General features: G+C 59.3%; 20 protein-coding genes and 1 tRNA gene. 5 read left to right on the top strand and 16 right to left on the bottom strand.

Annotated features, from left to right (window positions below; all coding sequences use genetic code 11):
* Nucleotides 1-35: 35 nt before the first annotated feature.
* From EXE51_RS05370 to EXE51_RS05360, 3 genes are all read left to right on the top strand, one after another.
* Nucleotides 36-1,022, top strand: a complete 987-nt coding sequence (locus EXE51_RS05370) for a carbohydrate ABC transporter permease (protein ID WP_137692161.1) — start codon at nucleotides 36-38, stop codon at nucleotides 1,020-1,022.
* On the top strand, nucleotides 1,019-1,963 hold the full coding sequence (locus EXE51_RS05365) for a carbohydrate ABC transporter permease (protein WP_094495655.1): 945 nt from the start codon (nucleotides 1,019-1,021) through the stop codon (nucleotides 1,961-1,963). Before EXE51_RS05370 ends, EXE51_RS05365 begins: the two co-directional genes overlap by 4 nt.
* Nucleotides 1,964-2,065: 102 nt before the next feature.
* Nucleotides 2,066-3,184 (top strand): ABC transporter ATP-binding protein, encoded by a 1,119-nt coding sequence (locus EXE51_RS05360; protein WP_089308445.1) that lies wholly within the window; start codon nucleotides 2,066-2,068, stop codon nucleotides 3,182-3,184.
* Nucleotides 3,185-3,219: 35 nt separating this feature from the next.
* Here EXE51_RS05360 and EXE51_RS05355 read toward each other — a convergent pair whose 3' ends face one another.
* The gene (locus tag EXE51_RS05355) at nucleotides 3,220-3,633 is read right to left on the bottom strand and encodes an SHOCT domain-containing protein (protein WP_089308446.1); all 414 of its coding nucleotides are present in this window, start codon (nucleotides 3,631-3,633) and stop codon (nucleotides 3,220-3,222) included.
* A 66-nt stretch (nucleotides 3,634-3,699) separates the two neighbouring features.
* Nucleotides 3,700-4,179 carry a DUF192 domain-containing protein gene (locus tag EXE51_RS05350; RefSeq protein WP_089308447.1) on the bottom strand — a complete coding sequence of 160 codons (480 nt, stop codon included), beginning with the start codon at nucleotides 4,177-4,179 and terminating at the stop codon, nucleotides 3,700-3,702.
* A gap of 61 nt (nucleotides 4,180-4,240) precedes the next feature.
* Here EXE51_RS05350 and EXE51_RS05345 point away from each other — a divergent pair.
* Both EXE51_RS05345 and EXE51_RS17495 read left to right on the top strand, forming a co-directional pair.
* Nucleotides 4,241-4,314, top strand: a tRNA-Val gene (locus EXE51_RS05345).
* A 204-nt stretch (nucleotides 4,315-4,518) separates the two neighbouring features.
* The gene (locus EXE51_RS17495) at nucleotides 4,519-4,677 is read left to right on the top strand and encodes a hypothetical protein (RefSeq protein ID WP_158413877.1); all 159 of its coding nucleotides are present in this window, start codon (nucleotides 4,519-4,521) and stop codon (nucleotides 4,675-4,677) included.
* Here the strand turns inward: EXE51_RS17495 and EXE51_RS05340 are convergent.
* From EXE51_RS05340 to EXE51_RS05275, 14 genes are all read right to left on the bottom strand, one after another.
* Nucleotides 4,674-5,255, bottom strand: coding sequence for a site-specific integrase (locus EXE51_RS05340; protein WP_137692160.1), 582 nt, complete (start codon nucleotides 5,253-5,255; stop codon nucleotides 4,674-4,676). The two genes, EXE51_RS17495 and EXE51_RS05340, sit on opposite strands and share 4 nt — an antisense overlap.
* A gap of 141 nt (nucleotides 5,256-5,396) precedes the next feature.
* Nucleotides 5,397-5,861: a hypothetical protein gene (locus tag EXE51_RS05335; RefSeq protein ID WP_137692159.1), complete on the bottom strand. Its 465-nt coding sequence runs from the start codon at nucleotides 5,859-5,861 to the stop codon at nucleotides 5,397-5,399.
* A 27-nt stretch (nucleotides 5,862-5,888) separates the two neighbouring features.
* The gene (locus EXE51_RS05330) at nucleotides 5,889-6,341 is read right to left on the bottom strand and encodes a hypothetical protein (protein ID WP_137692158.1); all 453 of its coding nucleotides are present in this window, start codon (nucleotides 6,339-6,341) and stop codon (nucleotides 5,889-5,891) included.
* 186 nt (nucleotides 6,342-6,527) lie between these two features.
* Complete coding sequence (locus tag EXE51_RS05325) at nucleotides 6,528-7,616, bottom strand: hypothetical protein (protein WP_137692157.1); 1,089 nt, start codon at nucleotides 7,614-7,616, stop codon at nucleotides 6,528-6,530.
* A gap of 36 nt (nucleotides 7,617-7,652) precedes the next feature.
* On the bottom strand, nucleotides 7,653-8,582 hold the full coding sequence (locus EXE51_RS05320) for a hypothetical protein (RefSeq protein WP_137692156.1): 930 nt from the start codon (nucleotides 8,580-8,582) through the stop codon (nucleotides 7,653-7,655).
* A gap of 423 nt (nucleotides 8,583-9,005) precedes the next feature.
* Nucleotides 9,006-9,785 (bottom strand): hypothetical protein, encoded by a 780-nt coding sequence (locus tag EXE51_RS05315; protein ID WP_137692155.1) that lies wholly within the window; start codon nucleotides 9,783-9,785, stop codon nucleotides 9,006-9,008.
* Between the two features lie 345 nt (nucleotides 9,786-10,130).
* The gene (locus EXE51_RS05310; RefSeq protein WP_137692154.1) at nucleotides 10,131-10,313 is read right to left on the bottom strand and encodes a hypothetical protein; all 183 of its coding nucleotides are present in this window, start codon (nucleotides 10,311-10,313) and stop codon (nucleotides 10,131-10,133) included.
* Between the two features lie 169 nt (nucleotides 10,314-10,482).
* Nucleotides 10,483-10,776 carry a hypothetical protein gene (locus EXE51_RS05305; protein ID WP_137692153.1) on the bottom strand — a complete coding sequence of 98 codons (294 nt, stop codon included), beginning with the start codon at nucleotides 10,774-10,776 and terminating at the stop codon, nucleotides 10,483-10,485.
* 397 nt (nucleotides 10,777-11,173) lie between these two features.
* Nucleotides 11,174-11,371, bottom strand: a complete 198-nt coding sequence (locus EXE51_RS05300) for a hypothetical protein (protein WP_137692152.1) — start codon at nucleotides 11,369-11,371, stop codon at nucleotides 11,174-11,176.
* A 90-nt stretch (nucleotides 11,372-11,461) separates the two neighbouring features.
* Nucleotides 11,462-12,445 carry a site-specific integrase gene (locus EXE51_RS18205; protein WP_158413876.1) on the bottom strand — a complete coding sequence of 328 codons (984 nt, stop codon included), beginning with the start codon at nucleotides 12,443-12,445 and terminating at the stop codon, nucleotides 11,462-11,464.
* A gap of 308 nt (nucleotides 12,446-12,753) precedes the next feature.
* Nucleotides 12,754-13,569 carry an ABC transporter permease subunit gene (locus EXE51_RS05290; RefSeq protein WP_089308448.1) on the bottom strand — a complete coding sequence of 272 codons (816 nt, stop codon included), beginning with the start codon at nucleotides 13,567-13,569 and terminating at the stop codon, nucleotides 12,754-12,756.
* Nucleotides 13,566-14,573 carry an ABC transporter ATP-binding protein gene (locus EXE51_RS05285; RefSeq protein WP_137692150.1) on the bottom strand — a complete coding sequence of 336 codons (1,008 nt, stop codon included), beginning with the start codon at nucleotides 14,571-14,573 and terminating at the stop codon, nucleotides 13,566-13,568. Before EXE51_RS05285 ends, EXE51_RS05290 begins: the two co-directional genes overlap by 4 nt.
* A gap of 81 nt (nucleotides 14,574-14,654) precedes the next feature.
* Nucleotides 14,655-16,820 (bottom strand): NAD-dependent DNA ligase LigA, encoded by a 2,166-nt coding sequence (ligA, locus tag EXE51_RS05280; RefSeq protein ID WP_137692149.1) that lies wholly within the window; start codon nucleotides 16,818-16,820, stop codon nucleotides 14,655-14,657.
* A gap of 75 nt (nucleotides 16,821-16,895) precedes the next feature.
* Nucleotides 16,896-18,080: an amidohydrolase family protein gene (locus tag EXE51_RS05275; RefSeq protein ID WP_176450643.1), complete on the bottom strand. Its 1,185-nt coding sequence runs from the start codon at nucleotides 18,078-18,080 to the stop codon at nucleotides 16,896-16,898.
* Between the last annotated feature and the right edge of the window lie 10 nt (nucleotides 18,081-18,090).

The raw sequence follows: 18,090 nt of genomic DNA, 5'->3' as shown, positions 1-18,090 counted from the left end.
CCGGATTTCGGCGGTTTCGGCGCACGAAGAACCATATGACACGAAATACTGACACCGGCGACGACAGTGGCGACGCGGTCACGGACGGCGGCGTCGCCGAGGACGGGCAGCGCTCCGGGTTCAGTCCGATCGCCGCGCTGAACGAGCGCTTCGGCAGCGACTTCGTGGAGTCGTCGCAGTTCTGGCTCCCGCCGTTCCTGTTGGTGGGACTGTTCGTCTACGGAGCGATCATCTGGAACCTCCTGATATCGCTGACGGACTTCACCGGATTCGGGACCCCGGACTACAGCGACCTCGACCTCCAGATGTACAGCCGCGCGTTGGCGGACAGCGGGTTCGTCGACGCCGCGATCAACACCTTCATCCTGCTCGTCGGGTTCACCCTCGTGACGCTGGCGCTCGGGCTCGGGCTGGCGATCCTCATCGACCGGAACATCCGGTTCGAGAACACCTTCCGGACGATCTACCTGCTGCCGATGAGCCTCTCGTTCGTCGTCACCGCCCAGTTCTGGGCGTGGATGTTCAACTTCAACAACGGGGTGATCAACATCGTGATCACGTCGCTCGGACTCGGCCGAGTCGACTGGATCGGGAACCCGGACATCGTCCTCTGGGCGGTCATGTTCGCGCTGATGTGGCAGTTCGCTGGGTACGCGATGGTCGTGTTCCTCGCGGGCCTACGGGCGATTCCGAACGAACACTACGAGGCGGCGAAGGTCGACGGGGCCTCCACGGTCAGGATGTACTGGCGCGTGATCATCCCCCAGCTGAAGGGGTCGACGATCAGCGCCTCGGTCGTCCTGATGGTGTTCGCGCTGAAGGCGTTCGACTTCCTCTACTCGCTCGTCGGCGGGTACCGACCACCGAACGGGGCCGACATCCTCGCGACGAAGATGGTCCGCGAGGCGTACGCGAACCTGAACTGGGCGTACGCGTCCGCGGTCGCCATCACCCTGTTCGTGATGACGCTCGGCATCGTCGGTCCGTACCTCTACTACCAGTACAACCGAGGGAACCTATGAGCAACGACGCACGAACCGACGGCGGTACGGTAACGGAAGCGGACCCCGGAGCGTCCGCTGGACTACTCTCGGGCCTCGACGCGTACCGGGTCCTCCTGTACCTCGGGCTGCTCGGGATGTTGACGTTCTTCCTGATCCCGATCGAGTCGGGGCTCGTCACCTCGTTCAAGACGGCCAGCGGCGTGAGCGGGTCCCTTCCCTTCGCGCCGCCGACGGGCGGTACGTTCACGTTTGAGAAGTGGCGGGCGGCGTTCGACGCGCTCGGCCGGGGACTCATCAACAGCGCGCTGTACGCGATCCCGGCGACCGTCATCTCGGCGCTCCTCGGGAGTTTCACCGCCTACGGGCTCACCCAGTCGAACTGGAAGCAGAAGTACAAGGCGCCGGTCCTCGCGCTGTTGGTCGCCGGGGTATTCATTCCCTATCAGGCCGTTCTCGTGCCGCTCTCGCAGTTCTGGTCGATGATCCCGCTCCAGGAGTGGTTAGGGTTCCTGTGGGCGCTCGGGATCAACAACGACTACGCCAGCGTCATCGAACTGATCATCACGCACGTGGCGTACGGCCTGCCGATCTGTACTGTTCTGTTCAGGTCGTACTACAAGAACATGAGCGACGAGATGATCGAGGCGGCGCGGCTGGACGGCGCGTCGATTCGCCGGATCTACCGCCGCATCGTGCTCCCGCTCTCGGGACCGATGTTCGCGGTGGTCCTGATCTATCAGTTCACACAGATCTGGAACGACCTCCTGTTCACCCTCGTGTTGGTCCAAACGGAGTCCAGCGCGGCCGCGCCGATCGTGTTGATCCTCGCGGGACTGGGAACGTCGCTCGAAGGCCAAGACTTCGCGCTCCGCATGGCGGGCGCGTTCATCGCCGCCCTCCCGACGCTCGCGGTGTACATCGCGTTCGGCGAGGAGTTCGCCGAGGGGGTGGCGACGTGACCGCCATCGCTCGCCAGCAGCAATCTATGACTCGACAGCACTCACGCAGCCGACCGGAGGAATCGCTCTCAAACCGCCGCGCCGACTCGCGGGGGCGATAGGATGGGAACGCTCGAACTCGACGGCGTGACGAAGGTGTTCCCCGACGGCGACGGCGAGATTGTCGCCGTCGACGACGTCGACATCGAGATGCGCGACGGCGAGTTCCTCGTCGTCGTCGGTCCCTCGGGCTGTGGCAAGTCGACGACGCTCCGGATGGTCGCTGGCCTTGAAACGATCTCCAGCGGGGAGATCCGCCTCGCGGGCCAGCGGGTCAACGACGTGAAACCGCAGCACCGGGACATCGCGATGGTGTTCCAGTCGTACGCCCTGTACCCCCACATGACCGTGGAGGAGAACATGGCGTTCGGGTTAGAGGAGTCGACGGATCTCTCCGACGGGGAGATCGAGACGCGCGTCGCCGACGCCGCGGAGACGATGGGCATCGCCGAGCTGCTGGACCGGAAGCCAGCCGACCTCTCCGGCGGCCAGCGGCAGCGGGTGGCGCTCGGGCGGGCGATCGTCCGCGACCCGGAGGTGTTTCTCATGGACGAGCCGCTCAGCAACCTCGACGCCAAGCTCCGGTCGGAGATGCGGACGGAGCTTCAGCGCCTCCAAGACGAGCTCGACGTGACGACGATGTACGTCACGCACGACCAGACCGAGGCGATGACGATGGGCGACCGGATCGCGATCCTCAACGCCGGCGAGCTCCAGCAGGTCGCGACGCCGCTGGAGTGTTACCACGAGCCGGCGAACCGGTTCGTCGCCGGGTTCATCGGCGACCCGTCGATGAACTTCTTCCCCGTCGAGCGGGACGGCGAGACCCTCATCGGCGACATGTTCGACTACCCGCTCTCGGGGTCGACGCTCGACGACGTGGGCGACGTGACCGACCTCACCCTCGGGGTCCGTCCGGAGGACATCTCGCTGGCCGGCGACTCGGCCGGCGACCACACCTTCTCGACGGTCGTCGAGGTCGTCGAGCCGATGGGCGACGAGAACACCGTGTACCTCCGGTTCGCGGACGCACCGGAGGGCGAGACGTTCATCGCCACCGTCGGCGGCCTCCAGCAGGTCTCGGCCGGCGACGAGATCACCGTCGAGATCCCCGAAGAGACGATCCACCTCTTCGACGGGACCTCCGGCGAAGCGGTCCACAACCGCGAGATCGACGAGTAACGCGCCGGAATCGCTTTCGGGAGGTGGCCTCGTTTTCACTCCCGCAGCCGCTCTACCTCGCGCCGGACGCCCTCGCGGACCCTGTTCGCGACATCCTCGCCGGGGGCGTCGACCGTCTCGGCGTCCTCGGTTTCGAGGAGGCGGTCCAGCTTGCGTTCGAACTCGCGTTCGTCGATGTCGCCGTTCGCGTAGCGCTCGCGGAGGGCGTCGAGCGCGGGGTCGCCGGTCGCGTGCGCGTCCTCGTCGGAGCCGTCGTCCGGGACCGGCTTCACCAGCGTGTGGAGGATCGGGAGCGCGATGAAGAGGCCGAAGAACCACACGAGCGGGAGCCACCACCAGACGCCGGTGAGGAGGGGCGCGGCGACGCCGGCGCCGACGACGCAGAGCGCGAACATCCGCCGCCAGCGGTGGCGGAGGTTCCACGCGATCCGGGCGGGGAGTCCGGTCATGGTCGTGGCGACGCCGGCGAGGCTGAAAGCGGTTTCGTCGCCGGGCGCGACCGCGGCGCCGCGGCGTCACTCGCGGTCGATCACCAGTCGGTCGCCGGGGTCGACGCCGTGGCGCTCGCTCCACCCGCGGGGGACTTCGAGGACGTACTTCCCGGTGCCCTCGTAGCGCGTGAGCGAGCCTGACTCCGGCGCGGCCTCGTGGATCGTCGTGACGGTCCCGTCGGTATCGACGAAGACGATATCGATTGGGAACGCCATGTCGCGCATCACGTAGGCGCGCTCGGCGGCGTCGCCGTGAACGAACAGCATCCCCTCGCCCGCGTCGAGGTCGTCGGTCGCGGAGAGTCCGACGTACTGCTTCAGGAAGCCGTCGGCGACGCGGGCCTCGACCGTCGCGAGCGACTCCCCGGTGTCGCCGTCGACGGCCTCAACCGTGGTCGTGTCGTAGCCGGTGATCAGGAACGCGGGATTGGTCGCGGCGACGGCGGCGACGGCGAGGAGGACGAGCGCGAGCGCGGCCGCGACCCCGGCGAGACGGCGGTTCACGGTCGATCGTCGCGCCGGAGAAAGAAACCGTTTTCCGCTCCCGGTGGGTTCAGACGGGTGAGGGCTCGTGGTCTAGCTGGTTATGACGCGGCCTTTACAAGGCTGAGATCGGCGGTTCGAACCCGCCCGAGCCCACTTATATACCTGTCGCCTACAATCGACGTAAGGCGTCGGGGTTGGGGGTTATAAACGCTGCCTGAATCACAGAGTCCAACAACTCTGTTAGCGCCCCTTTCTGCCATCTGCTGATTCTGTTAAGATTATGCGCCCGAGCGAACTAGGTTGTTACGGTATGGTTTAGCATAGCTATTTTAGTCGTGTAGTCTCAGGAATAACTTGATGTCTGAAGCCAGAAAAGAGGAAGTCCGAGAAGTGTTGGAAGAGTATATGGAGGTAGAAGGTAGGGAAATCATCCGACAGGAAGTTGATAGAGAAACAGTTGATAAAGAAGAGTTAGTTGAAGAAATTGCGGATGAAGTAGAGAGTCGTCTACGCTAAATCCAATCGACCTTAGCGATTTCTTCCGATTGGTGTTCTTCTGAAAAGTCCTGTAAGTAGTGGTCTCGAAAGGTCTGCCAATCATCCCAACCACCCCACATCATCACTTGTAACGGACTCACGTCATCGTCCAATAATGCGTTAGCCCATGTTCTACGTCCGTCGTGTAAACTGATGTAGTTCCAACCTTCGTCAGAGAAGCCTTCAGCTGCTGCTTGGATGTGACGACTGACTGTCCGCATTGATGACGATATCACTTCATCACTCTCCTGCTCTGCTACTGTCTCCGCTATAGTGTTGATTTGAACAGCAAGCTCACTCGGAACAGGTGTCTCTCTGTATTTGGAACGTTTCGCTCCATCTTCCCAGACCCTCAAGACCCAATCGCCTGTATCTCTCTTCTTGATGTCTTTAAATCGGACGTGTTCAATCTCTTGCCGACGTAGACCGCATTGGGATGCTAGTTTCCAACCAATACGGCTGTCCGTTTCTTCAACCTCGTCGCTTAGTTTCTCCCTCTCTTTTTCAGATAGAACTATTCGATATCCATCTTGGTTTTCATAATTCTCTAACCTCATGTGTCAAATATACAATATTTAAGGACAAAGGTTTACTGGCGAACCCAGATTCAGGGCGATATAGCGGTCTAAGTTGGTTTAGATGAGGTCAAACCGTAGGGTTTTGTCCAACTTCACAGTATTCTTAGACAAAACAAGAAGTCAATTATCAGGCGGATAGTTGAACTCATCATACTCATACGTCTGTTCGAACTCTGTTAGTTCCTCATTACGTGTGGAAATCGTAATATCGTAGTTAGTGATTTCGTCGTAGAGGTCTGGAGTTGTATCTACTAGTCCCATATCATCGGTTTCAGTTGTACCAGCTGGTAGGTCTCCGATACTCAAGCCACCATCATCTACTCGCTCATCATCGACGTACAAGTTCGCATCAATACTGATTAAGTCGAGAGTGTTTTCGCTCACGTTCTCGACTGTTACTTCTAACAGAATCCCACTACCTACTTGTGTGGGTTTAAATTCGTGACCTTGTAGTTGAACATAGTCTTCAAGACCTTCGCTTTCTTCACCATCTCCAGATTCTCCGTCGTCTGTCTCACCACTACAACCTGCTAATACCCCAACGAATCCAACACCAGCAGTTGTAAGGTACTGTCTTCGATTCATATTTTAACTAACAAACCCCTTCATAAATCAGTTTTCGGTGTCAGATTCTTCGCTCTCGGATTCTCGAAGTTCCTGTTTTAGTTCCTGCTGCTTCTCGAAGTCCTCTGGATTGGTGAATAAGTAAACATCTCCTTCTACGTGTCCGATTATATCACCGCCATGATTCTCAACAGTTTCAGGGTCGATTTCCTCAGCATAGAGCATTTGATTGTTATACTGCCGAATTCCGACATTCGACTCGTCGTCATCCTGAAGAAACTGATACACATCAATCAGAGTTTTCACACTACTAACGAGCAGGATTCCAACAGAAACATCGAATGCTGTTACTGACTGTCGCTTCATTTCTCCCCCATACTCAATCTCATCTTCAGCGTCTAACTGTTGAGCGAGGTCTTCTACTAACTCTCGCCGTTCTTCTTCTGTGAAGTCTTCCTCAGTATCAAGAAGCCATTCAATCTTGTATTGGTCTGTCTCCATACCTTCCATTATGATATTTAACATACATAAGTGTCCATCTATAGGTATCTCACCCCCTCCTCCCCGTACACACTCCAATGCGCCCGAGCGCACGTGCGCACGAGTCCCCGAGTTTTGACTCCACCCCCTGCTTTGAGTCAATAAAATCCGACTTACCTCCCCTCTATCTGCTAAAAATAGCCGCTATCAGTAGTTAGCGAGATAATCCTCGTCGTAGTGATTGCGACAGAACGAACAGAACTTATCGGTCGTAGGGCTGCCGCAAGCATTTCCTGCGGTCATGTGACCGTGCGAAACCCGAGGGTCTTGCTGTTTCAACACGACAGAACACTCCGATATCTCCTGCTCTTCATCATTCTCGTCGTCTACGTCGTGGGTCCATTCTCCCTTACCCCAGTAATCGACAGAAGTGCTCGGGACCGCATCACTTCGGAATATGATTTCTTCAGGGTTCCCTTCTCGGTCGGTTCCATCGGCAAAGACCATCAGTTTAGGATTGGTGTCTGAAGGCTTGTGGCGTACATCAAACCTATTTCGTACCTCAGGCGCAACCTGCCTCTGGGAAGTCATCAGAATGTGAGCGTTGTTGTGCCGCATCAGTTTGATTCGATTACCTAGTTCGTTTGCTCGTTGAACCGATTTCCCGCTACCTCCAAACAATTGGTCTCCTTCGTCCAGACAGACGATTATCTCCCAGTCTGACTTACTACCGAATTCCTCAACTACTTCGTCCAGTTCACTTGTACGTGTGACTTTGATATGTTTGTCGAGCTCGGTTGTGTCGGTGTCAACGCTGTAGTTGCTGATTCCAAGAACCTCCTTCCCTGTCTTCTCCTGAACAACCTTCGGAGCAATAACGAACCCCTCTTGGTTCATCCAATTGGTCTTCCCTGCTCCTTCATCCCCATTTACCAGAGATTTCTGGACAGCGTTTCCGTCTATCCGTTTCTCCCACTCCGAGCGGACGAAGTGAACAACATTGTAGAACGCATCATCTCCATCATCAACAATACCCTTGTGCGCCGATACACGAGCACCCGCACCCATTTGGTACACAGCTTCACTAACACTCTGAGTATGAATTCTCCGTATTTCCTCTCTCCAGAAATCAGACTTAGTGGGGTCGTCATATCCGTCGTACAATAGTGTGTTGTACAGTTTGATGATATAGTTCGAATGATATCGATTACAACCGAGAGCTGCCGATATAGCTGCAACATCTCCTCTTTCACAAGCTTCTTTCAAGTAAGCTGGCGAACTTATATTATCACTCATAGTTCATGTATATAGAAGAGAAAGAAGAATATTGGTTTACTGCCCTTCTTCAGATTCAGATTCTCTATATTCTTCTGGGGGAGTTGGAGTCTCCTCTTCGGCGTCCTGTTGATAGTCTCGGTCTCGTTCACCGAGCTGGTCTTCTATCGCCTGAAGCTCGACCGCTCTTTCAATCGGAGTCTGGGATTCCTTTGGTATATCGTGGTCAATTCCCTTGCGCTCCTTTCTAGTTCGGAGAATCTCTTTACGAGCCTCTTGCCTGCTGATTTGGTCGATATTAGCAACTGTCTCGATTGCTTTGTCTGCTATCTCCTCTAAGTCATCGACCAAGTAATCCACTCTGTGACGGTAGGAACGGAGTTCAGTCGGAGTAGCTGTTCCAGTCCATGTTACTGCGATTTTGTTCTTTTCTTCATTGAAGGCGAATGCCTCATACGCTTGTTCTCCCGTACCTGATTCTACCCGATGAAGAGCGGATTTTCGGAGCTCTGGAGCGTCCCAATTGATGGCTCCTTCATCATCAAATTCGAGGTCTACGACAGTTGCTTCAGACCACTCATCATCATCGAATTCCCGAACGCCAAAGTCACCGTTCTGTGTCCACATCAAGTGTAAAAGGGTCTTGTCAGCAGCACGGTACACGAAAATATACCACGCTAGAGCGGCGCTAAACGGTGCTGACGGGAGTAGTCCTAAGCCAACTAAGTGAACGTATGGAACTAAGACATCAACCTGTGAAGGCCACCATTCAAGACCGAATACAATTAGGAGGAACCACCAGAAGACGATGAGCGTGAGGACTATCGGAGAGATGAGCAGCATTCGAACGACAGCATATTTTATCTTAGCCCATACCTGAACACCCAGATAAAACTGTAATATCCCTAATATAGCCGACACGACGGCTAACAGTACGCTTAGTTCAACTGCATTTTCTGTGACTTGTGTTATTATTGTGTCTATCATCTTGAATCACCTATGCTCGCCACTTATCCCGATTTTTGGCTGATAGTATTGTGAATGCCATCGCTGCGAACGTCAGTAGGAAGGCCGCTATTACACCGCCAGCAATACCTTCACTCGAACTCCCCTGCGGAACTACATTCAGTGCTTGTTCATCGGACAGGGGCCACACTTGATTACCATCAGAGACGCCAACTATCTTGGTATAGTCCGTCCTGTATTTTACTGTCTTAGTCTTCCCAGCATCAATTTCGTAGGTCAGAATTTCAATTGCGCCTTTTGATTGCCAGACAGCATCTTGTGTGACCGCCTCTTGGATTGAGATTGATTCTTCTGTCTCGCCTGAATTCTGGATAGTAACTGAAACCGTATTATCGTCCCATTCAGAGTCTAAAATACGTAAACTACTTTCGTCAAAATCGAAGACTATGCTATCAGTCTCTTCGCCTTGAGCACCTTCTGATTTGCTCGTTTCAGCTGCTTACCTACTTGTTTTAGCCATTCTTCTTTCTGCTCGACATACACATCTACGTCGTCTGTATAGACGACATCCCGCTCCACACCGAACAAATCAACCTCACCCATGTTCCGCAGTTCTTTCGTCTTCTGTGCGCCATTTCGACCGCTAGTGCTCGTATGGTGACCGACTAAATTCGTGTAATCAGAGAGCAGAAGTTCCTTGTAGATTTCAGCTACTCTCTCAGTATCAAGCTTATACGTGAACTGCTTCAGAGCTCGCTCTGATTTTTGTTTTGCCCTGTATTTACTGTATTGAGCCTCGTCCTGTACAATCTCAGTAACTTCGTCAACCGTCCAAATGTCTTTACTATCATCTTGCTTAATGTGTGTGTGGATGATGTCAGGGTGGTCAACGTTCCGACCTTTCATGTTCTCAATCGAGACCTCCTGATTCTCTTCCGAAGTTGTGGAGGTCTCAGAACTGTTCTGCGTGTGTGTGTGGTTACTGGGGGACTCTGACTGCTGACTAACTACGTCGACTCTCGAAGATTCAGCTGCTTCACTATCGACTATATCCTTCAACTGATTAGGCGCATATTCAGTCAAGTTGATTAGCTCTTCAACGACCTGACCCTGCTTTTTCTGCGAATTGAAGAGGTCTTCCGCCATTTTCTCCAAAGCTTCTGCGTGCTCTTCACTCACTCGGAGGTTCTTCTGTACTCTTTCGCCCTTTTCTTTCTTTGACATTGTAAGTTAATTTATGTTACACACGAATAAAGGCTTTACTACTAAAACACTACTATACTATACTACTATACTACTAAAATACTACAATATAATAGTAGTATGTGTAGTGTGTAGTGTATCTACATACTACAACTGCCGTATTTTGGACGTTCAACCAGAATCCTATTTAGACAAATCGCCAGAAGGCTCTACAATAGTCTAAATTAGATGTTCTGGTACTCCCTATCCCTTCTATTTCTAACCTCTCCCCATAGTCCCACACACACATAGAAACGTAGGAACCTCAAGTATCAACAGTTACCAAGGAGAACGCATCGTTTCGTTCTCACTCTTCACCTCTCTATCTCAAAAGTCAGAGTACTCATAATAATACGTCACTCGCTCTATGTCTCCCTCAACTTCCTCATTCTCCTCAACATACTGTTCTGCTAAACTTCTGGACTGGAAAACGGGCTTACAACGTATCGTCTTGTTGTTCACGGTCGCCACGGAGATGACATAGACAATCTCGCTCTCTCTTTCGTTCATGGTTCTCTCACTATAATCATAAGAAATATGACCACAAAGGGATGGGGGTCCCAATGGCGGGTCGTCGTTATTATACAAAATTGGGAGACAGCGGCCAAATTCAGAATTTAGAGGATATAAAAGGGAACCAGAGAGTTACAGGTGTGAGAACAAGTTGTATTTATGCTTGTTAGTCCCGTCTCACCTCAGCTTGTTCGAGGTGTAATATCAATCGCTTAGTGGACTCTATGGCAGTCCTCAAATCGTCGGCTTTGCTCACCTCTCCTACCATTACTTTGCCGTCACGGTCGTACACAGCTGTTATTGACGTGTTTTCCCGCATCCAACAGTAGCAATTCAGTAAGTCCATCATGACAGCGGTTTTGTCGCTTACGTCTTTTTGATTAGCTGTTTTCTGGAGTTTGCGTTGAAAGGTCTCACTTGGAAACTCTTCGACCATCTGCTCCAATTCTTTCTCGTTCATTATTCCTCACTCTGTCGAGACATCGCCTTATCTCCAGTCACCCACATGCCTCTCACTCGATTCCCCAGACTGTCGAAATATGACAGAAAGACGGTCTCTCGCAACTTATTAGAGTTTTTATACATTATCGTCTGATACCGACCGATATGCGGGAACGGTGTGTCTTTCTCCCTTGGGAAGCTGTGTATTTGCTTCCCCCGAGAATCGAATATCTTCAGCTTCGGCTCGTCATATGCCTCGAATTTTTGAATCACAATTTTGATTTCACCCTGTACGCCTCTGCGAAACACGTATTTTTCGGCTTCTGAGTTCTGAGGTTTGGTATCTATAAAGTCGTCTAAGACCAGAGTAGCGGTCGCAGCTGTGCTAATGGTCTTGATGTAATCTCGTCTGTTCATCATTCACCACCAATTCCGATGAACGTCGGCTGCGGATAGTCCTCTATCTCCTGTAATTCGGCCCTCAGGCGCTCCTGTTCCATCCGACTCATTTCTTCGCTCGCCAGCTTCATCAGTTCCTCAGCCGACTCAGCTCCTTCAATCCGAACGGTCATCGAGTGATTATCCAATTTTATCGTCGTACTATCGTCTTCCATTTTTAGACCACAACCAGCAAAAACATCCGCTTCCTTTTGTTATTACCTCGATAAACGTTAGCACACCACACGAAAGAAAGAAAAGTAGACTTAGACGTTATCGAGATACGACCGCCGTTGCTCCATTTTCTCTTTCTCGCCACGAGAATCGTAGTGTTTCTCTAAGACATCTTCACTCACATCGGCCCTGTCAGAGACCACCTTCATCGGCAGGTCATTCCGCAGAAAATGAGTTATGGAACCACGACGGACGGCATGTGGTGATACAGAGTCATCACATCGGTATGCTTCGTTCGAATTATTCTGGCACTCACAATCATCTTCTCCCCGAAACGACGGACAGGTCAGACTGTAGCACCACCTTCTCATCGTATTGCGGTGAACTCTACCGTGCGCAGATGAAATCAAGGGGTTACGTCCATGCTCGTCCTCTACCTCGGTTCGGTTCTGAGCGAGATAGTCATCGAGGACGGCACAGGTCTCGTCGGAGAGAGCAACAGGGCGTTCTCCTGTCATCCCGTTTTTGAGTTTGGTGCTGTCTCTCTCCTTGTAGTAGATGTACTGTTCCTCTTCATCGTAGTCACGCACGTCTAACGCACGCAAACTACTGATTCTAGCAGATGTTCGCCACGCTAGCAAAAACCAGACGTGTCTCACACTAGCATAGTGATATCGGTCAAGCGTTTCCAATATCGAACGGGCTTCTTCGGCTCCTACTATGCGGTCGTTTCTCTCTTCACTTCGGGACATCGTTACGGAAGGGACGGCTTCATGAAGGTCGGGTTCGACGGCTCCGACTCTCCCGAGATACCGCAAAAAGGCCCGTAAGGTGTCCATTTGGCCCTTCATCGAGGCTTTGGTGAGGTCTCCATCCTCTCGACGCCAGTTAGCATACGAATCTATCTCGGGCCTTGTGAGTGTGGAGACATCATCGATGTCGTTGATATCGCACCAGCGCACGAAGTGCTTCAGCCTGTAATGGTGCGTTTGTAGGGTTGATTCCCGTAGGTCGGTGCGTCTGGATTCCAAATACGTCGCCTTGGCTTCCTCGGGTTCTAACTTGGGGTTCGGCATCTCTATTGTCTCCAGAATCACCAGACGGCGAGGCGAGGAGGCTGGTCGAACCCGCCCGAGCCCATTTCTGGGACGAACGAAGTGAGTCACAGAGATGTCTGCGAGGGCTGTCGAACCCTATCGGTCGCGCGCAGCGAGCGGAGCGAACGAGCACGTCCGATTTCGGTTCGAACCCGCCCGAGCCCACTGTCGCTGTCGCGAACACACCGTGAGCGACAGCGACGTGCGTGTCTGAGGGCGCGATTCGAATCCCCCCGATCCAACTTCCTGCGGCGAGCAACTCCGCGAGCCGCAGGCGCGGCCCCCGCTTACAGGTCGTCGGCGTCGAACTTCAGCAGGCCGGCGAGCGGCGGTGCGAGCGTCCAGAAGACTAACATCGCGGCCGCGGAGAGCTGCCGGTTCGCCGTCTCGCCGCTGAACAGCTGTTCGCCGAGGAACGCGTTCGACAGCGCCTCCACCGCGGTCGTGGGGTTCGAGACGCGGAGGAACACCCGGAGCTGCGTCGCCGACACCGGGAGCGCGTCGACGAGGGGGCCGGCCGCCCCGACGAGCCGCCCGGTGACCGCGCCCCAGAGCAGGACGAAGAGGACGTAGATCGCGACGCCGCCGATGAGCGCCCGGCGCTGGGTCGACGACGCGGCGGAGAAGCCCACCGCGATCGAGACGAACACGACGCCGAGCGCGGCCGCGAACACCGTGTACCCGAGGAACGCGCCGCCGTTGAACACGACGGGCGCGGCGATCAACACGAGCGCAGGGAGCAGGAAGCCGGCGAACACCGCGAGCGCGAGCGCCGCGCCGCGGCCGACGACCTTGCCGAAGACCACGTCCGCCCGCGAGTGCGGCAGCGACAGGAGCAGTTTCAGCGAGCCGGACTCGCGCTCGCCGCTCACCGCGTTGTAGCCGACGACGACGCCGACGAGCGGGACGAGCGTCGTGACGAGGAACGGACCAATGAAGACGCTCAACAGCACCTCCGTGGCGAACTGCTCGCTCTCGGCCGTGGGGCGCACGGCGAACGCGAACGCCGCGACGAGCAGCGAGAACAGCACCACCAGAGCGATCATGCCCCGCGACCGGACCGTCTCTTGGAAGTCCTTCCGGGCGATGGCGACGAGGCTCATCGGTCCACCTCCTCGGACGCCGAATCGTCGTCCGTCGCGTCGTCGGTCGGTTCGCCTTCGGTCGGCGCGGAGGCGGCGGCGCCGGCGTCGCGCGTCGCCGCGTCGCCCTCCGTGTAGGCGAGGAAGAGGTCCTCCAGCGACGCCTCGCGGGTGTGGAAGTCGGCGACCGCGACGCCGGCGTCCTCCAAGGCGGCGATGACCTCGGTCTTCGCGTCGCTGTCGCAGTTCACCACCAGTTCGTCGCCGTCGCGGGTGACGCCCGAGACGCCGTCGAGCGCGCGGACCGCCGCCACCGCCTCGTCGTCGGCGCCGGCAGCCGCGACGTCGAGCGTCTCCTCGCCGCCGACGGCCTCGCGGAGCCCCTCGACGGAGTCTTCGGCCACCAGTTCGCCGTCGCGGAGGATGCCCACGCGGTCGCAGACGGCGTCGACCTGTTCGAGGATGTGCGAGGAGAAGAAGACGGTCGCACCGCGCTCGGCCTCCGCGCGGACGATCTCGCGCATCTCCTTCGCGCCGGCCGGGTCGAGGCCGGAGGAGGGCTCGTCGAGGACCAGCAGGTCGGGGTCGTCGACGAGCGCCATCGCGAGGGCGAGCCGCTGGCGCATCCCCTTCGAGTACTCCCCGGCGGCCCGGTCGGCGGCGTCGGCGAGCCCGACGCGCGCCAACAGCGCGTCTGGGTCGTCCGCGGCCTCTTTCGACTCCACGGCGAACTCGACGTGTTTCCGCCCGGAGAGGCGGTCGTACACAGAGAATCCGTCGGGGAGCACGCCGGTCCGACGCCGGACATCGACCCCGTCGGTCGCCACGTCGGCACCGAGGACGCGGACCGTCCCCGCCGTCGGGCGGACGAGGTCCAAGAGCATGTCGATCGTCGTCGACTTGCCCGCGCCGTTCGGGCCGAGGAACCCGTACACCTCGCCGTCTTCGACGGTGAGATCGAGGTCGCGGACGGCCGTGACGTCGCCGAACTCCTTGGTCACGCCCCGCAGTTCGATCGCGGTCATATCATTCGGTTCCGTCGTAAGTTGATAAATGGTTGCGGGTCGCCGCGGAGCGCGGCCGACGGTGCCCCCGTTCCCGTCGCCTCAGTCGTCGGTCGGCGGCCAGTCGACGCCGCGGTCCGCGAGCAGGTCGCCGAACCCGTCCTCGTCGACGACCGGCACGTCCTCGGCGGCCGCGTCGTCGCGCTTCGACCGGCCCGGGTTCTCGCCGGCGACGAGGTAATCCGTGTTCCCGGAGACGCTCGACGTCGCCGACGCGCCGTGCGCCTCGACGTGCGCCTGGGCCTCGCTCCGCGGGACGGAGAGCGACCCGGTGAACACGAAGGTGAGGCCGTCGAGCGCGTCGGCCGGACCGTCACCCACGTCGCTCTCGAACGGCTCGGGGTCGACGCCGCGCTCGCGGAGCCCCGCGATCGCGGCGCGGTTCTCCTCGCGGTCGAAGAACGAGCGGATCGACCCGGCCACTTCGGGGCCGACGTCGTCGACCTCGCGGAGGGCCGCCTCGTCGGCGTCGAGGAGGGCGTCGAGCGTCCCGAAGTGCGCGGCGAGCGCCCGCGCCGTCGTCGCGCCGACGTCCGGGATCCCGAGTCCGGCGAGGAAGTCGTCGAGCGGCGGGTCGCGGGTGGCGTCGAGCTCGGCGATCAGGTTCTCGGCGCTCGTCTCGCCCCACCCTTCCAGTGCCGCGAGATCGGCGGCGGTCAGGTCGTACAGGTCCGGCAGCGACTCGACGAGGCCGGCCTCGCGGAGCTGTTCGACGCGCTCCGGGCCGAGCCCCTCCACGTCGAGCGCGTCGCGGCGCGCCCAGTGTTCGACCGCCCGCTCCAGCTGCGCGGGGCAGCCGAGCCCGCCGGTACAGAACGCGAGCGGGCCGTCGCGCTCGACCGCGGCGCCGCAGACCGGGCAGGCGTCGGGGAACTCGTAGGTCCCCTCCGACCGCTTCTCGACGACCTCCGGGACGTAGGGGATCACGTCGCCCGCGCGGTAGATCCGGACCCGGTCGCCGACGTTCACGCCGAGCGCCTCGATCTCCGCGGGGTTGTGGAGCGTCGCGCGCGAGACGGTGACCCCGCCGACCGCGACGGGGTCGAGCTCGGCGACGGGCGTGAGCCGTCCGGTGCGGCCCACCTGGACCGTGACGCCCTCGACCGTTGTCGTCGCGGTCCGCGGCGGGAACTTATGCGCGAACGCCCACCGCGGCGCGCGCGACGTGCTCCCGAGCGCCTCGCGGTGCGCTTGCGCGTCGACCTTGATCACGACGCCGTCGACCGCGTAGTTCAGCTCGTCGCGGGCGGCGAGGATCTCGTCGCGATAGTCGATCGCGGCCTCGACATCGTCGACGACTTTCACGCGGTCGTTCCGCCGGAGGCCGAGCGACGCGAACGCGTCGAGCGCGTCGCGGTGGCGCGCGGGGCGCTCGGGGCCGTCGTCGCCCGCCTCCCACGCCAGCACGTCGAAGAAGAAGACGTCGAGGGGGCGCTCGGCGACGACCGCGGGGTCGAGCTGGCGGAGCGTCCCGGCCGCTGCGTTCCGAGGGTTCGCGAAGGGCTCCTCGCCGCGCTCCATGAGCGCCTCGTTGTACGCCTCGAATGCGTCGCGGGGCATGTACACCTCCCCGCGGACCGCGAGGCGCTCGGGGTGGTCGTCGCCCCGGAGCCGCGCGGGGACCGATCCGATCGTCCGGACCTGCTCGGTCACGTCGTCGCCCTCGCGCCCGTCACCGCGCGTGGCCGCGCGGACGTACGCGCCGCCTTCGTACACCACCTCGACGGAGAGCCCGTCGAACTTCGGCTCGCAGACGTACGCGAGGTCGCCGGGGTCGAACCCGGGGAGGTCGCCGGCGTCGGCCGCGTCCGCCAACCCCTCGCGGACGCGCTCGTCGAACTCGCGGACGGCGTCGGCGTCGGTGTCGTTGTCGACCGAGCGCATCGGCGCGACGTGCTCGACGCTCTCCAGCTCGTCGAGCGGTTCGCCACCGACTCGGCGCGTCGGCGAGTCCTCGGTCGGGAGGTCGAACGCCGCTTCGAGGTCCGCCAGTCGGGCGAACAGCCGGTCGTACTCCTCGTCGGTGACGAGGGGGGCGGCCTCGACGTAGTACCGGTGGTCGTGTTCGCGGACGGCCGCCCGGAGCAGGGCGGCCTGTTCGGCGGCCTCGTCCTCGGAGAGGTCGGCGACCGGGTCGAAGTCTGTCGGCGGGTCTTCGACGTAAGGGTTCTCGTCCGGGTCCGCGTGCCGGGTCGACGAGGTCGTCATCGGTCGATCGTCGGGGCGCGACCCGGTAAAAAGGCCGGTTCGCGAGCGGCCGTCGGACGGTGTCCGGGTCGGCCGTCAGGCGACGCGCTCGCCGCGGGCGAACACCGCGTCCGGGTCCCGCCACGCCTCGACGTCCTCGGTCGGGTCGGCGTCGAGGACGACGAGGTCGGCCCGATACCCCTCGGCGACGAGCCCCACGTCGTCGAGTCCGAGCAGGTCGGCGGCGTTGACGGTGGCGGCCTCCAGCGCGCGCTCCGGCGAGAGCCCGTAATCGACCATGTACCCCATCTCCTGCGGGATCTCCTCGAAGAAGTTGAACGGCGTGCCCGCGTCGGTCCCCATCGCGATCGGGACGCCCGCGTCGAGCGCGTGGTCCCACGCGTCGCCGAAGCGCTCGGCGGCGTCCTCGGCCTTCGCGACGGCGTCTTCGGGGATCCCGGCCTCGATCCCGTTGTCGACGATTCCGCGGAGGGCGCTCGCGGTCGGCACCCAGTAGGTGCCGCGCTCGGCCATCATTTCGGCGGCCTCGCGGTCCATGAACGTCCCGTGTTCGATACTGGAGATGCCGGCCTCCACCGCGTTCTTGATCCCGACCTCGCCGTGAGCGTGGGCCGCGGTCGGCGTGTCCGTGGGCGCCGCGGCGTCGGTGAACGCGGCGAGCTCCTCGGGTGTCAGTTCGGGCGCACCCGTCACCGCGCCCTCGGTGAGCACACCGCCGGTGGCCATACACTTGAGCACGTCCGCGCCCGCCTTCAGCTGCTCGCGGGCCGCCTTCCGCACCTCTGCGGGGCCGTCGGCCTCCCGACCGAACCAGTTGCCGTGGCCGCCGGTCATGATCACGTTGCGGCCGCAGGCGAGCACGCGCGGCCCGTCGATGTCGCCGGCCGCGATCGCCTCGCCGGCGTCGAGCGCGAGCGTCCCGCGGCTGCCGAGGTCGCGGACGGTCGTGACGCCCGCTTCGACCGCGGCCTCGAGGTTGCTCGCGGCCCGGTAGCTCGCCGCGTAGTCGCTGTCGGAGACCGCCGTCGAGACGTCCGGTCGCCCGTCCATCATCGCGTGGACGTGCGCGTCGATCAGTCCGGGCGAGACGACCCGCCCGTCGGCGTCGACCTCCGTGACCTCCCCCGCGTCGCGCTCCGCGACCGCGTCGTCGACCGCCGCCGGCTCGCCGACCGCGACGATATCGCCGTCCGCGACCGCCACGTCGGCCTCGCGGGTCCCCTCGGCGTCCGCCACGCGACCGCCTCGCAGTACGTACATGCCACCACGA

It is taken from the genome of Halorubrum sp. CGM5_25_10-8B (genome assembly GCF_005435095.1).
GTDB lineage: Archaea > Halobacteriota > Halobacteria > Halobacteriales > Haloferacaceae > Halorubrum > Halorubrum ezzemoulense.
Note: the sequence above shows the minus strand (reverse complement) of the source record. Positions and strands in the feature narration are given on the sequence as shown.

Bases quoted from the DNA above. Each gene is read 5' to 3' on its own strand.
- EXE51_RS17495 (WP_158413877.1), top strand. From the start codon at position 4,519: ATGTCTGAAGCCAGAAAAGAGGAAGTCCGAGAAGTGTTGGAAGAGTAT.
- EXE51_RS05310 (WP_137692154.1), bottom strand. From the start codon at position 10,313: ATGAACGAAAGAGAGAGCGAGATTGTCTATGTCATCTCCGTGGCGACC.
- EXE51_RS05320 (WP_137692156.1), bottom strand. From the start codon at position 8,582: ATGATAGACACAATAATAACACAAGTCACAGAAAATGCAGTTGAACTA.
- ligA (WP_137692149.1), bottom strand. From the start codon at position 16,820: ATGACGACCTCGTCGACCCGGCACGCGGACCCGGACGAGAACCCTTAC.
- EXE51_RS05300 (WP_137692152.1), bottom strand. From the start codon at position 11,371: ATGGAAGACGATAGTACGACGATAAAATTGGATAATCACTCGATGACC.
- EXE51_RS05330 (WP_137692158.1), bottom strand. From the start codon at position 6,341: ATGGAGACAGACCAATACAAGATTGAATGGCTTCTTGATACTGAGGAA.
- EXE51_RS05275 (WP_176450643.1), bottom strand. From the start codon at position 18,080: ATGTACGTACTGCGAGGCGGTCGCGTGGCGGACGCCGAGGGGACCCGC.
- EXE51_RS05315 (WP_137692155.1), bottom strand. From the start codon at position 9,785: ATGTCAAAGAAAGAAAAGGGCGAAAGAGTACAGAAGAACCTCCGAGTG.
- EXE51_RS05365 (WP_094495655.1), top strand. From the start codon at position 1,019: ATGAGCAACGACGCACGAACCGACGGCGGTACGGTAACGGAAGCGGAC.
- EXE51_RS05370 (WP_137692161.1), top strand. From the start codon at position 36: ATGACACGAAATACTGACACCGGCGACGACAGTGGCGACGCGGTCACG.
- EXE51_RS18205 (WP_158413876.1), bottom strand. From the start codon at position 12,445: ATGCCGAACCCCAAGTTAGAACCCGAGGAAGCCAAGGCGACGTATTTG.
- EXE51_RS05355 (WP_089308446.1), bottom strand. From the start codon at position 3,633: ATGACCGGACTCCCCGCCCGGATCGCGTGGAACCTCCGCCACCGCTGG.
- EXE51_RS05325 (WP_137692157.1), bottom strand. From the start codon at position 7,616: ATGAGTGATAATATAAGTTCGCCAGCTTACTTGAAAGAAGCTTGTGAA.
- EXE51_RS05340 (WP_137692160.1), bottom strand. From the start codon at position 5,255: ATGAGGTTAGAGAATTATGAAAACCAAGATGGATATCGAATAGTTCTA.
- EXE51_RS05335 (WP_137692159.1), bottom strand. From the start codon at position 5,861: ATGAATCGAAGACAGTACCTTACAACTGCTGGTGTTGGATTCGTTGGG.
- EXE51_RS05360 (WP_089308445.1), top strand. From the start codon at position 2,066: ATGGGAACGCTCGAACTCGACGGCGTGACGAAGGTGTTCCCCGACGGC.
- EXE51_RS05305 (WP_137692153.1), bottom strand. From the start codon at position 10,776: ATGAACGAGAAAGAATTGGAGCAGATGGTCGAAGAGTTTCCAAGTGAG.
- EXE51_RS05285 (WP_137692150.1), bottom strand. From the start codon at position 14,573: ATGACCGCGATCGAACTGCGGGGCGTGACCAAGGAGTTCGGCGACGTC.
- EXE51_RS05290 (WP_089308448.1), bottom strand. From the start codon at position 13,569: ATGAGCCTCGTCGCCATCGCCCGGAAGGACTTCCAAGAGACGGTCCGG.